The following is a 12959-nucleotide window of genomic DNA, read 5'->3' as shown; positions in this document are numbered from 1 at the left end:
CTTCGTTGTTGCTGTGGACTGAAAATACGAGGCTCGTGGCGGCCTCTTAAAAACGCGGGCTGGTGCCGGAAAACCCCGGCTGGTACTTGCGCATCTGCGCCAGGTCGTTGCGATTGCGTATGCCGCAAGCCAGATACTGCTGGTGCAGTTCGACCAGTTTGGCCGGGTCGAGTTCCACGCCCAGGCCTGCTGCTGTCGGCACCCTGACAGCGCCCTGCTCAAATTTGATGCGGCCGCCCTTGATGACTTCTTCCTCCTGCCAGGGGTAGTGCGTATCGCAGGCATAGGTGAGGTTGGGAATGGCCGCCGCCGCATGCGTCATGGCCATCAGGCTGATGCCCAGGTGCGAGTTCGAGTGCATGGACATGCCCATGCCGAAGACCTCGCACATGCGCGCCAGCGAGGCCGTGGCGCGCAGGCCGCCCCAGTAGTGGTGGTCCGACAGCAGGATCTTCACCGCGCCCAGCGAAGCATTGCGGCGGAACTCGTCCATGGTGGTGACCACCATATTGGTGGCCAGCGGGCTGCGGCAGTGTTTGCCGAGTTCAGCCATGCCTTCCAGGCCGGGCGTCGGGTCTTCGTAATACTCGAGCAGCTCGTCCAGCTCGGGCGCGGCGTCTATGCTGGTCTGCAGCGACCAGTTGGCATTCGGGTCCAGGCGCAGCGGGTGCGTGGGGAAGGCCTTGCGCAAGGCCTTGATGCCGGCGATTTCTTCCGCGGGCGTGAACACACCGCCCTTGAGCTTGATGCTTTTAAAACCGTACTGGCCCACCATGGCCTGGGCCTGCCTGACGAGTTGCTCGGGCGTCACGGCCTCGCCCCAGGCGTCGGGGGCATAGGGTTTGTCCACGTGTTCGGCGTATTTGTAGAACAGGTAGGCGCTGTAGGGCACGGTGTCGCGCACCGCGCCGCCCAGCAGGTCGCAGATCGGCAGGTTCAGCAGCTGGCCCTGCAGGTCCAGCATCGCGACTTCGAGCGCGCTGATCACCTTCTCGGCATTCTTGGCGGTGTGCGAGCCCGGGGCGAGCTCAAACTGCACGCCGCCGCCCTGCCCCGGCTTGATGCTGGCGCGCACGCGCTGCTCCATCACGTTAAGGTCAAAGGGCGACAGGCCCACGGCCAGCGCGCGCGCCTGCTCCAGCGCCAGCAGCATGGGTGCGTCGCCATAGGTTTCGGCAATGCCGAGGCGGCCGTCGGAGGTCTCAAGTTCGATGATGCTGCGCAGGGCCCAGGGCTCGTGGATGCCGCTGGCGTTGAGCAGCGGCCCGTCGCGAAAGGCGATGGGCGTGATGCGGGCGTGCGTGATGCGGATGTCTTTGTTTCTCATGGGTCAGCTTGCCGTGGCTCCGGATTTTTTGACCAGTTCGGCCCAGCGCGCGATTTCGCTTTTCATGTGGGCGGCGAGTTCGTCGGGCGAGCTCGCGACGATTTCCATGCCCAGCTGGTCGTGCAGCTTGGCGACCACGTCGGGCGTCTTCAGGATCTTGGTGATCTCGGCATTGAGGCGCTGCACGATGGGCCGCGGCGTGCCCTTGGGCGCGTACACCGCCTGCCAGGAGGACATCTCGAATTTCGCGATGCCCGACTCCATCATGGTCGGCAGCTCTGGCGCCAACGCGATGCGCTTGGCCGTGGTGACGGCCAGCAGCTTGAGCTTGCCGGCCTGCACCAGCGAGACGGCGGCCGTCATCTGGTCGAACATAAAAGGCACCTGGCCGGCCACCACGTCCATCATGGCGGGCGGCGTGCCCTTGTAGGCCACGTGCGAGAGCGGCACACCTATCAGCTCGGCGAACATCTCACCCGCCAGGTGCGTGGAGGTGCCCGCGCCCGAAGAGGCGAAATAACGCTTGGACGGGTCGCGCTTGAGCAGCGCCACCAGGTCGGCCACCGAATTGAGGCCCAGCGCCGGGTTGACGATGAGCACATTGGGCAGCATGGCCACCAGCGAGACCGGCTCGAAATCCTTCACCGGGTCGTAGGGCAGGTTTTTATAGAGGCTGGCATTGATGGCGTGGGTGCTGATGGTGCCGCCCAGCAGCGTGTAGCCGTCGGCCTTGGCCTTGGCGACATAACCCGCGCCCACGGCGCCGGCCGCGCCGGGTTTGTTGTCGACTACCACCGGCTGGCCCAGGGTGTCCGAGAGTTTTTGCGACAGGGTGCGGCCTATGACGTCGGTGGAGCCGCCCGGCGTGAAGGGCACGACATACGAAATCGGCTTGGTGGGCCAGCCCGGCGTGGCGATGTCGGCGGCCAGCGCGCGCAGCGGCGACGCGGCAAGTGCCGTAAGGCCCAGGCCGCCAAGGCTGCCCAGCGCCTTGCGGCGCGTGAAGTGAGTGCTCATCCTGATGTCTCCTGATGGGGGTCGTTGACCGCGCCCAGCCCTCCGGCTGGTTGCGAGGTTGTGATTCCTGCGCTTATGTTAGCGCTAACAAATCAGGATGTTAAAGAGCAAAACCAGGCCCGTCAAGTCAGGCGCTGGCTCTTTCGACTATGGAAAACCCGAGGTCCCTGACCTTGGGGCCCGGGTCCAGGCCCTCGACGCGGTCCAGGATAAAACGCGCGGCCTGCCGGCCTATGGAGGTGCCGTCTATGCGCACCGTGCTGAGGGCCGGGTGCGTGTGGGCCGCGAAAGGCATGTCGCCAAAACCCATAACCGCCACGTCGCCCGGAACATGCATGCCCATGGCCTGCATTTCGGTGATCACGCCCTGCGCGATCACGTCCGAGCCGCAAAACACCACGTCGGTTTCGGGATGCTGCGCCCACAGCTGCGCGAAGCCGGAGCGGCCGTTGGCCAGCGAGGAAGGCGCGGGCACCATGCAGGCCGGAATCGCGGCCACACCCAGCGCCGCGAAGCGTTGCTCGAAACCCGAGCGCCGCAGCATGGCGCGCTGGTCGTCGGCGGTGATCAGCGCCGGCCTGCGGTAGCCCTTGCGGTACAGGTAGTCGGCCACCTCGGCACCGGCTTTTTCTTGCGAAAACCCCACGATCATATCGATGGGCGTGGGTGTGATGTCCCAGGTCTCGACGATGGGAATGCCCGAGGCCAGCAGGCGGCGCCGGCCTTCGGGTGAATGCATGATGCCGGTCAGCACGATGCCGTCGGGCCGCCGGCCCACGATGGCGTCTATCAGTGCGTCCTCTCGCGCGCCGCTGTAGCCGCTTTGCCCCAGGATGAGCTGGCAGCCGGCCTCGGCCAGCGCATCGGTCAGCGCCTGTATGGTTTCCAGGAACACCGGGCCGGCAATGGTGGGCACCAGGGCCGCGACCAGCCGGCTGCGGTTGGAGGCCAGGCCGCCGGCCACCAGGTTGGGCACATAGCCGCTGCGCGAAATCGCGCTGCGCACGCGCTCCAGGGTTTCGGGCGAGACCGCCGCCGGCGTGTTGAGCGCACGCGACACCGTGATGGCCGACACGCCGGCCAGGCTGGCCACATCGCTCAGGGTGATGCCGCCGGTTCCGGGGCGCGGGGCGCGCTTGGCCTTGCGCAGCGTCTCAGAGGGGGATTTCATGCCCGGATGTTAACGCTAACTTGAAAGGAATCGCGCTCAGTCCAGGCCGAACTGTTGCCGGAAGGCCTCGCAAAAGCCGGCGTTGCCGCTCAGCGTCAGGGTCAGCGTGTGCCGGGCTTTGCCGGGCGCACCGGGCTGCACCGCCAGGCGCCCCGCCGCCTCGTCGTACAGCAGCGCCTCGGGCGCCGTCATCTCGCGCATGCCGTGCAGGTTGTAGTCCCAGTCAAAGCCTTCCTCCAGCGGGCCGCGCCGGCCCGGGAATTCCGCATGGGCCCAGGCCAGCACCCGCACGACTTCGGCATGCACGGCGGGCACCTGCTCGGGCCAGGTGGAGGCCATGGCCTCCAGCGTGCCTGCGCCGTCATCGCCTTCCGCGTAGTCGAAGTGGAGGTAGTCCAGGCTCAAGGGCGCACGCTCTGTGCTCAGTAGGTACCCGGATAGGCCCCGCCATCGGCCAGCACGTTCTGCCCCGTCATATAGGCGGCATGCGTGCTGCACAGGAAGGCGCAGATGCCGCCGAACTCCTCGGGCGTGCCGAAGCGCTGGGCCGGGATGTTCTTGCGGCGCGCGTCCATGATGGCTTCCAGCGGCTGGCCGCTCTTTTGCGCGGCGCCGCTCATGGTGCCGCGCAGGCGGTCGGTGTCGAAAGCGCCGGGCAGCAGGTTGTTGATGGTCACGCCCTGGGCCGCCAGCTTGCTGCGCGCCACGCCGGCCACAAAGCCGGTCAGGCCGCTGCGCGCGCCGTTGGACAGGCCCAGCACATCGATGGGCGACTTGACCGAGCTGGAGGTGATATTGATGATGCGGCCGAAACCGCGCGCCGCCATGCCGTCGACCGTGGCCTTGATCAGCTCGATGGGGGTCAGCATGTTGGCATCCACCGCCTTGATCCAGGCATCGCGGTCCCAGTCGCGGAAGTCGCCGGGCGGCGGGCCGCCGGCATTGGTCACCACGATGTCGAAGTCCTTGCGCACGGCAAACACGGCGGCACGGCCTTGCACGGTGGTGATGTCGGCGGCAACATATTGAACGCTGGTGCCGGCCGGTTTGGCCTTGTCCGCCGTGAGTTTTTCAGCGGCGGCCTTCAGCGTGTCCTCGCCGCGCGCCACGATCAGCACATTCACGCCTTCGCGCACCAGCGCCTGCGCGCAGCCCAGGCCCAAACCTTTGCTGGCGCCGCAGACCAGCGCCCATTTGCCTGCAATACCCAAATCCATAATAATTCCTCATTACAACCACGGGGGAGAGCGGCTCATGATACTGAGTAAATACAAAACACAGGCGGGGATGGTTATCGCTCCCCTGCTCACATTGCTGCTGGCCTTCAGTGCCCCGGCGCAGGCCCAGCCGCAAGGCGAGGCGGTACTGATCAAGCGCGAATCACAGCTGCGCGACGCGCCCGGCGACTCGGCCCGCAGCCTGGCGCCGCTTCCCGTCCAGACCTCGGTCACGCGGCTCAGCGAGCGCCAGGGTGCCTGGATCAAGGTGCGCATGGCCGACGGCACCAGCGGCTGGGTCCATATGTTCGACATCACCTCGGCCAGCGCCCCCTCGGGCGGCGCTGCCGGCGGCGCGCTGCGCAGCCTATCGAGCTTTTTCAACAAGGGCAGCGCGCAAGCGCCTTCCAGCACGGTGTCCACCTCCACTGTGGGCATACGCGGCCTGGGCGCCGAAGACCTGGCCAATGCGCAGCCCAACCTCGCGGCCGTGGCGCAGGCCGACGCCAACCGCGTGAATGCCGCGCAGGCCCGGCAGTTCGCCGGCAGTGCCTCGCTCAGCAGCCGCCAGGTTGATCCGCTGCCCACGCCGGCCCCACCGGCGCCGGCCGCCTCGCCCAGCGGCGCCGCACCCGAAACGTACAGCCGCTGAGACACAAAACACTCAAGAGACAAGAGGCATCGCCATGAATCTTCACCACCTTCCCAAACCGGCGCGCCAGGCGGCCTTTGCACTGGCCCTGCTGGCCGGCCTGCTGCCCTTCAGCGCCCAGGCCCAGGACGCCGGCAAGGCACTGGGCGGCCTGTTCCAGTCGCTGATTCGCCCCAACCAGCCCGCGCAGCCGGCGCCCGCGCAACCCAACACCGCCTCGGGCCTGGCCGGCGCGCTGCTGGGCGCCAGCCTCACGCCGGGCGGCCAGCAGGCTGCCCAGGGCGGCGACCTGTTCAAGCTGCTGTCGCAGTCGCTGGACCAGATCGACGAGCCGCGCGAAATCCAGATCGGCCAGCAGCTGGCCGCCGTGCTGCTGGGCAGCAAGCCGCTTTATCCCGACGTGGCCCTGCAGCGCTATGTCAACCAGCTGGGCCGCTGGATCAGCCTGCAGTCCTCGCGCCCCGACCTGCCCTGGACTTTCGCCATCCTCGACGATCCCGGCTTCAACGCCTTCGCCACGCCGGGCGGTTATGTCTTCGTCACCAAGGGACTGATAGACCGCGTGGCCGATGAGGGCGAGCTGGCCGGCATCCTGGCCCACGAGATCACCCACGTCACCGCCAAACACCACCTGATCGCGATGAACAAGACCGCGCGCGCCGGCGTGCTGACCCAGGTGATCAGCTCGCAGCTGAAAAATGACCTGGGTGGCATGGTGTCCTCGCAGCTGCTGGCGCTGGGCAAAAACATGTACACCAAGGGCCTGGACCAGCAGGACGAATTCGACGCCGACCGCAGCGGCGTGGCCCTGGCCACACGCGCCGGTTTCGATCCCTACGGCCTGGTCGCGGTGCTGCAGCAATTGCGCACCGCCGCGCCCGACGACGCGCTGTTCGCGCTGTCGCTGAGCACCCACCCACCGGCACAAACCCGCTTGAACCAGCTCGAGCTGGCCATGGGCACCCGCCTCGACGCCTATGCCGGCCAGCCGGCCGTCACGGTGGCGCAGCGCATCAGTGGCACGAATCGCCGGCCGACCGCGCAGGTGCCGGCACGTCCACCGGCCAAAAAGACGAACTGAGAATACCGGCAAGCCCGCCTTGGGCAGAGAACCTGCCTGAGGTTGGCACGGCGGCCAGGGCAGGGATCAGGTCGCTGAAAATTGTTCGAGCAGCTCGATCCCGAAGGGCCAGTTTCCAAGACCGCTTTCCGAATTCAGGTGCCCGCGCGGGCCGACCTCGACATAGCGGCTTCCCCAAGCCGTCGAACAGGAGCGGGCATACGACGCACTCCCGTAGGGATCGTCCGTGCTGGCGACGACCGTGCTGGGGAACTCCAGTTTTTTTAATGGCACGGGTGAGAAGGCGATCGCTGAAGAAGCTGGAAACGCCGACGAGGCAGGGTCGGGTACGGCGACCAACATGGCGCCCCTGATTTTCTTTCCTTCTCGGGCCGCCCAGTGAATGACCGCCAGACAACCCAGGCTGTGTGCCACTATGAGGGTGTCAGGCCCAAGCGACGCGATATGCCGGCCGATGGCCGATACCCAGTCATCGCAAACAACGTCATCCCAATTCTTGACTTGCAGTCGATGCCACTCGGGACCCCGCGCCTGCCAGAGGCTCTGCCAGTGTGAAGGACCGGAATTCCCAATGCCGGGAACGATCAGAACGGGAGACGTCATTTCTTGACCACCTATAAAAAAAGGTCCAGTCTAAAAATGAATGAGAATCCGCACCATGGAGAGTTCGAGGAATTGGGTGCCTCCATTCTTTAAATCATTTGAATTTTCAATCCCATGCAAATGAAATCAAAGCAGGCCGATCTTGACAAGCTCGACTGGAAAATTCTCGAGGCATTGCAGCTCAATGCGCGCATCACGAACACCGATCTCGGAATGCAGGTCGGGTTGTCACAGCCGGCCGTCACCGCACGCATTCGGCGCCTTGAAGAAGCGGGCGTGATCGAAGGGTATGCGGCGAAGATCAACCTTCGCCAGGCAGGCTACCCGACCTCGGCCGTCATCCGCATACGCACCACGCACGCTCAAATTCCACTCTGCCTGCAAGCTTTTTCGGCCATGCCGGAGGTCATTGACGCACACCGGATCACTGGGGAAGACTGCTTCGTCGTGCGCGTAGTGGCCTCGGAAATGCCGGAGCTGGAGCATACGATTGACGCGCTCGCGAAGCTTGGCGCTGTGTCGACGGCCGTTGTGCTGGCGAGCTACCCGGCGAAGATAGTCCGTGCGCCTAAAACTTGATCGGATTCACACGGATTGAAGGCAAGACGGCGCGGCTAACGTCCTCTTGTGAAGACAAAGATGCCGGCGATCACCAGCACCGTTCCCGCCGCCACCCAGGCGGTAAACGGCTCGCCCAGGATCAGCACCCCCATCAGGATGGTGGACATGGGCCCCACCATGCCGGTCTGCGCGGCCATGCCCGCGCCTATGCGCTCAATCGCCATCATCACCATGAGCACGGGCGCGGCGGTGCACAGCGTGGCATTGAGCACCGACAGCCAGATCACCTCGGGCGCCACGGCGGCGGCGCTCAGGGGCCGCAGCAGCACGAACTGCAGCAGGCAGCACAGGCAGGCCACCGTCGTGGCCAGCCCCACCAGGCGCAGCGAGCCCAGGCGCCTGACCATCTCGCCGCTGTAGACCAGGTAAAGCGCATAACTGACCGCGCTCAGGAACACCAGCAGCGCGCCCCAGGCCGCGTCCGCGCCCTGCAGCGTGATCTCGTGGCCGAACACCAGCACCACGCCGCAGTAGCTGATGGCCATGCCTATGAGCTGCGGCGCGCTGACGCGGCGCTTGTACATCAGCAGGCCCAGCAGCAGCACCAGCGTCGGGTTGAGGTACAGGATCAGCCGCTCCAGCGAGGCACTGATATAGGCCAGCCCGGCGAAATCCAGGAAGCTCGCGAGGTAGTAGCCGGTGAAGCCCAGCCACAGCACGCCCAGCCAGTCCTTGCGCGTCAGCGGCGCCTTGCCGCGGCTGGCCCACCAGGCCATCAGCGCGAAGATGGGCAGCGCAAACAGCATGCGGTACATGATCAGCGTGACCGCGTCCACGCCGTAGCGGTAGGCCAGCTTGACGATGATGGCCTTGCCGCTGAAGGCGATGGCGCCCAGGGTGGCCAGCAGCAGGCCGGGCGCGAGGCTTTTGGGGGCCGCTGATGTCGGGGCGGTGTCGGAGGGGCTGCTCAAAATCGCTGCTTAAAAACCCACGGCCTGGCCGTCGCGCCGCGCATCGCTGGCCGCCACATACCCTTCGGTCTTGGGGTTGCCGGCGCGCCAGATGAACTGGCCGGCGCCGAAGTCCTGGTAGGAGTCGTTGATGACTTCCACGCGGTGGCCGCGTTCGGTCAGGCCCTGCACGGTGCGCGCGTCCATCGCCGCCTCGACGTTGATCTCCATGCCCGCGTTGTAGCGCCAGCGCGGCGCGTCGCAGGCGGCCTGCGGGTTCTGGCCGTAGTCCAGCATGCGCACCAGTGTCTGCATATGGCCCTGGGGCTGCATGTTGGCGCCCATCACGCCGTAGCTCATCACCGGCTGGCCGTCCTTGCTCAGGAAGGCCGGGATGATGGTGTGGAAGGGCCGCTTGCCCGGCGCGACCTGGTTGGCGCCCGGCTGCAGGCTGAAGCCGTGGCCGCGGTTTTGCAGGCTGATGCCGAACTCCGGCTCCACGCAGCCCGAGCCGAAGCCCATGTAGTTGCTCTGGATGAAGCTCACCATCATGCCGTCCTCGTCGGCCGCCGTGAGGTAAATCGTGCCGCCCTTGACGGGGTTGCCCGCGCCAAAGTCCTGTGCCTTTTTCATGTCGATGAGTTTGGCACGGGATGTGAGGTAGGCGTCATCGAGCATTTGCTCGGCCGTCACCGCCATTGACGAAGGCTCGGCCACGTACTTGTAAGTGTCGGCAAAGGCCAGCTTCATGGCCTCGATCTGCAAATGCTGGGAATCCACGCCGTCGACCGGCAGGCCGGCCACGTCGAACTTGTCCAGGATGCCCAGCGCGATCAACGCGGCAATGCCCTGGCCGTTGGGCGGGATCTCGTGCAGGGTGTAGCCCCGGTAGTCCCTGGCGATGGGCTTGACCCATTCGGGCTGGTAGCTCTCAAAATCTTTCGCCGTGATGCTGCCGCCGTTTTGCGCGGAGAACTTTTCAATCGCGCTGGCAATGGTGCCGCCGTAGTAGGCCGCGCCCTGGGTCTCGGCAATGGCGCGCAAGGCCCTGGCCGCGGCCTTGAACTGGAACAGCTCGCCGACATTCGGCGCCCGCCCCCAGGGCAGGAAGGACTGCGCAAAACCGGGCTGCGACTTCAGCTCGGCGGTCGCGGCCGCCCACTTCTGCTGCACCACAGTGGGCAGCAGGTAGCCGCGTTCGGCGATCTCGATGGCCGGCTCCATCAGGTCGGCGAAAGGCAGCTTGCCGAAACGCTCGCTCATCGCCACCCAACTGGCGACCGCGCCCGGCACAGTGACGGAATCCAGGCCGCGCTTGGGCGGCGTGGCCGCGTCCGCGCCGTATTTGCGCTTGAAGTAGTCCGGCGTCCAGCTCTTCGGCGCGCGGCCCGAGCCGTTGAGGCCGTGCAGTTCCTTGCCGTCCCACAGGATGCAGAAGGCATCGCTGCCCAGGCCGTTGCTCACGGGCTCGACGATGGTCATGGCGGCCGCGGCCGCGATGGCGGCATCCACCGCGTTGCCGCCCTTGAGCATCATGCGCAGGCCGGCCTGCGCGCCCAGCGGGTGCGAGGTCGAAACAACGTTGCGCGCGAACAGCGGCAGGCGGGTGGAGGTATAGGGGTTGCTGAAATTGAAGTTCATGGCGGGCTCAGCTGTTGAGGGCAAGACAAAAAAGAAAGGGCCGGCGTTGCCGGCGCGGGCAGCGAACATCACGGCGGCAAACCCGTCCGGGGCAACAGCCTGCCGGGCCGGGTCATGGGGACAGCATCAATCAGCCGTGATTTTCCGCTCGGCAATGATTTTCTTCCACTTTGCGGTATCGGCCTTGACCATGGCCGCGAAAGCCGCCGGGCTGCCGCCCGTGGGCTCCGCACCCAGCCGGGCGAAACGGTCCTTCACGTCGGCATCGGCCAGCGCGGCGTTGACGGCCTGGTTGACCTTGCCCACCAGGTCTGCTGGCATGCCCTTGGGGCCGTACACGCCAAACCAGGTGACCGACTCGAAGCCCGGCAGGGTTTCCGCCACCGTCGGCAGCTCGGGCGCGAGTGAAGTGCGCTTGAGCGTGGTGACCGCGAGCACGCGCAGCTTGCCGTCCCGCACATGGGGCATGCCGGTCACAAAGGAGTCGAAGAGCACGTCGACCTTGCCGCTGATCAGGTCCGGCATGGCCAGCGCCGTGCCGCGGTAGGGAATGTGCAGGATGAAGGTGCCCGACTGCGCCTTGAAGTACTCGCTGGTCAGGTGAATGATGGTGCCGTTGCCGCTGGAGGCATAGTTCAGCCGCCCCGGGTTCTTGCGCGCGTGGTCTATGAACTCCCGCATGTTTTTCGACGGCGAGGAATTGGGCACCAGCACCACGTTGGGCGAGCTCGCCACATAGGCGATGGGCGTGAAATCAGTCTCGGCGTTGTAGGGAATTTTCGGGTTGATGGCCGGGCCTATGCTGTGCGTGCTCGAGGTGGCCAGCAGCAGGGTGTAGCCGTCCGCCGGCGACTTCGAGGCGGTGTCCGCGCCTATGGTGCCGCCCGCGCCCGGCCGGTTGTCGACGACCACCGTCTGGCCTATCTTTTCGCCGAGTTTTTGCGACAGCGCGCGCGCCAGGATGTCGGTCGCGCCGCCCGCCGGGAAAGGCACGATCATGCGGATCGGCTTGGAGGGGTAGCTCTGGGCCAGGGCGGGGCCCGTAAAAACCACTGAAAAAGCTGCCGAAAAAACCGCCGCCAGGTGAATGATATGTTTACGTTTCATTTCACCATTGTGCAACGATTTTTTGGGTCGACTACGTTGCAAAAGGGCAAAACAAAAGGCACTCAAGGTGCCTTTTGTAGCGAATGGGGCCAAGGCCCCGGGGCTTGCGCGATCAGTCGGCCTCGACGAAGGCCTCTTCGCGCTTGTTCTTGACCGAGGGCAGCAGCACGATGATCAGCAGCAGCAGGGCGGCGCCCAGCAGGCCGGCCGACAGCGGACGCGTGACGAACACGCTCCAGTCGCCGCGCGACAGCAGCAAGGCACGGCGCAGGTTTTCTTCCATCATGGGGCCCAGGATGAAGCCCAGCAGCAGCGGCGCGGGTTCGCAGCCCAGCTTGACGAAGAGGTAGCCGATCACACCGAAGATGCCGACCATCCAGATGTCGAAGGTGTTGTTGTTGGTCGAGTACACGCCGATCGCGCAGAACAGCACGATGGCCGGGAACAGGTAGCGGTAAGGCACGGTCAGCAGCTTGATCCACATGCCGATCAGCGGCAGGTTCAGGATGATCAGCATCGCATTGCCGATCCACATCGAGGCGATCAGGCCCCAGAACAGTTCGGGGTTGCTGGTCATGACCTGCGGGCCGGGCTGGATGTTGTGGATCGTCATCGCGCCCACCATCAGGGCCATCACGGCGTTGGGCGGAATGCCCAGCGTCAGCAGCGGGATGAAGGAAGTCTGCGCGCCGGCGTTGTTGGCCGACTCGGGCGCGGCCACGCCGCGGATATTGCCCTGGCCGAAAGGCACTTCGCCCTTCTTCATCTTGATCTTCTTTTCCAGCGCGTAGGCCGCGAAAGCCGCCAGCAGGGCGCCGCCGCCGGGCAGAATGCCGAGCGCCGAACCCAGGGTGGTGCCGCGCAGCACGGCGGGCAGCATGTCCTTGAAGTCCTGCTTGGTGGGGAACAGGCCCGACACCTTGGCGGTGAACACCTCGCGCTCATGCTCGGGCTGCGCCAGGTTGCTGATGATTTCACCGTAGCCGAACACGCCCATGGCGATGGTCACAAAGCCGATGCCGTCGGTCAGTTCGGGAACGTCGAAGCTGAAACGCGCGACGCCGGAGTTCACGTCGGTGCCCACCAGGCCCAGCAGCAGGCCCATCACGATCATCGCGATCGCCTTGAGCAGCGAGCCCGAGGCCAGCACCACGGCGCCGATCAGGCCCAGCACCATCAGCGCGAAGTATTCGGCGGGGCCGAACTTGAAGGCCAGCTCGGTCAGCGGCGGCGCGAAAGCCGCCAGGATCAGCGTGCCCACGCAGCCTGCGAAAAAGGACCCCAGGCCGGCCGCGGCCAGCGCGGGCCCGGCCCGCCCTTTTCGGGCCATTTGGTAGCCGTCGATACAGGTCACCACGGACGAAGACTCGCCCGGCAGGTTCACCAGGATGGCGGTGGTCGAGCCGCCGTACTGGGCGCCGTAGTAAATACCGGCCAGCATGATCAGCGCCGAAACGGGCGGCAGGGCGTAGGTGGCCGGCAGCAGCATGGCGATGGTGGCCACGGGGCCGATGCCGGGCAGCACGCCGATCAGGGTACCCAGCAGGCAGCCGATAAAGGCATACACCAGGTTGATGGGCGTGAACGCCACGCCAAAACCCAGCGAGAGATTGGTAATCAGATCCATTTTTG

13 protein-coding genes are annotated in these 12959 nt (G+C 65.7%); 3 read left to right on the top strand and 10 right to left on the bottom strand.

Features of this window, described 5'->3' with window-relative positions:
* Positions 1 to 46 precede the first annotated feature (46 nt).
* The 5 genes from BLQ85_RS15615 to BLQ85_RS15595 all read right to left on the bottom strand — a co-directional run bounded on the left by BLQ85_RS15615 (position 47) and on the right by BLQ85_RS15595 (position 4732).
* On the bottom strand, positions 47 to 1327 hold the full coding sequence (locus tag BLQ85_RS15615) for a glucarate dehydratase family protein (protein ID WP_074578143.1): 1281 nt from the start codon (positions 1325 to 1327) through the stop codon (positions 47 to 49).
* Positions 1328 to 1330: 3 nt separating this feature from the next.
* The gene (locus BLQ85_RS15610) at positions 1331 to 2344 is read right to left on the bottom strand and encodes a Bug family tripartite tricarboxylate transporter substrate binding protein (protein ID WP_074578142.1); all 1014 of its coding nucleotides are present in this window, start codon (positions 2342 to 2344) and stop codon (positions 1331 to 1333) included.
* Between the two features lie 127 nt (positions 2345 to 2471).
* Positions 2472 to 3515: a LacI family DNA-binding transcriptional regulator gene (locus tag BLQ85_RS15605; protein ID WP_074578141.1), complete on the bottom strand. Its 1044-nt coding sequence runs from the start codon at positions 3513 to 3515 to the stop codon at positions 2472 to 2474.
* A 36-nt stretch (positions 3516 to 3551) separates the two neighbouring features.
* Positions 3552 to 3920, bottom strand: a complete 369-nt coding sequence (locus BLQ85_RS15600) for a hypothetical protein (protein ID WP_074578140.1) — start codon at positions 3918 to 3920, stop codon at positions 3552 to 3554.
* Positions 3921 to 3937: 17 nt separating this feature from the next.
* Positions 3938 to 4732 (bottom strand): SDR family oxidoreductase, encoded by a 795-nt coding sequence (locus BLQ85_RS15595; protein WP_074578139.1) that lies wholly within the window; start codon positions 4730 to 4732, stop codon positions 3938 to 3940.
* A gap of 70 nt (positions 4733 to 4802) precedes the next feature.
* On the opposite strand from BLQ85_RS15595, the gene BLQ85_RS15590 reads away from it, so the two are divergent.
* Positions 4803 to 5384 (top strand): SH3 domain-containing protein, encoded by a 582-nt coding sequence (locus BLQ85_RS15590; RefSeq protein ID WP_175456130.1) that lies wholly within the window; start codon positions 4803 to 4805, stop codon positions 5382 to 5384.
* A gap of 34 nt (positions 5385 to 5418) precedes the next feature.
* Positions 5419 to 6465: a M48 family metalloprotease gene (locus BLQ85_RS15585; protein ID WP_074578137.1), complete on the top strand. Its 1047-nt coding sequence runs from the start codon at positions 5419 to 5421 to the stop codon at positions 6463 to 6465.
* Positions 6466 to 6531: 66 nt separating this feature from the next.
* On the opposite strand, the gene BLQ85_RS15580 is transcribed toward BLQ85_RS15585, so the two are convergent.
* Positions 6532 to 7068, bottom strand: a complete 537-nt coding sequence (locus tag BLQ85_RS15580; RefSeq protein ID WP_074578136.1) for an RBBP9/YdeN family alpha/beta hydrolase — start codon at positions 7066 to 7068, stop codon at positions 6532 to 6534.
* A 120-nt stretch (positions 7069 to 7188) separates the two neighbouring features.
* On the opposite strand from BLQ85_RS15580, the gene BLQ85_RS15575 reads away from it, so the two are divergent.
* Complete coding sequence (locus BLQ85_RS15575) at positions 7189 to 7647, top strand: Lrp/AsnC family transcriptional regulator (protein WP_074578228.1); 459 nt, start codon at positions 7189 to 7191, stop codon at positions 7645 to 7647.
* Positions 7648 to 7682: 35 nt separating this feature from the next.
* Here the strand turns inward: BLQ85_RS15575 and BLQ85_RS15570 are convergent, their stop codons facing one another.
* From BLQ85_RS15570 to BLQ85_RS15555, 4 genes are all read right to left on the bottom strand, one after another.
* A complete protein-coding gene (locus BLQ85_RS15570) occupies positions 7683 to 8600 on the bottom strand; it encodes a DMT family transporter (protein WP_074578135.1) in 918 nt (305 codons plus the stop codon).
* 9 nt (positions 8601 to 8609) lie between these two features.
* Positions 8610 to 10220, bottom strand: coding sequence for a gamma-glutamyltransferase family protein (locus tag BLQ85_RS15565; RefSeq protein ID WP_074578227.1), 1611 nt, complete (start codon positions 10218 to 10220; stop codon positions 8610 to 8612).
* 126 nt (positions 10221 to 10346) lie between these two features.
* The gene (locus tag BLQ85_RS15560) at positions 10347 to 11327 is read right to left on the bottom strand and encodes a Bug family tripartite tricarboxylate transporter substrate binding protein (protein ID WP_074578134.1); all 981 of its coding nucleotides are present in this window, start codon (positions 11325 to 11327) and stop codon (positions 10347 to 10349) included.
* Between the two features lie 112 nt (positions 11328 to 11439).
* Positions 11440 to 12954 (bottom strand): tripartite tricarboxylate transporter permease, encoded by a 1515-nt coding sequence (locus BLQ85_RS15555; RefSeq protein ID WP_007863386.1) that lies wholly within the window; start codon positions 12952 to 12954, stop codon positions 11440 to 11442.
* Between the last annotated feature and the right edge of the window lie 5 nt (positions 12955 to 12959).

This window comes from Polaromonas sp. JS666, assembly GCF_900103405.1.
Lineage (GTDB): Bacteria > Pseudomonadota > Gammaproteobacteria > Burkholderiales > Burkholderiaceae_C > Polaromonas.
This window is presented reverse-complemented; position numbering and strand designations above follow the sequence as displayed.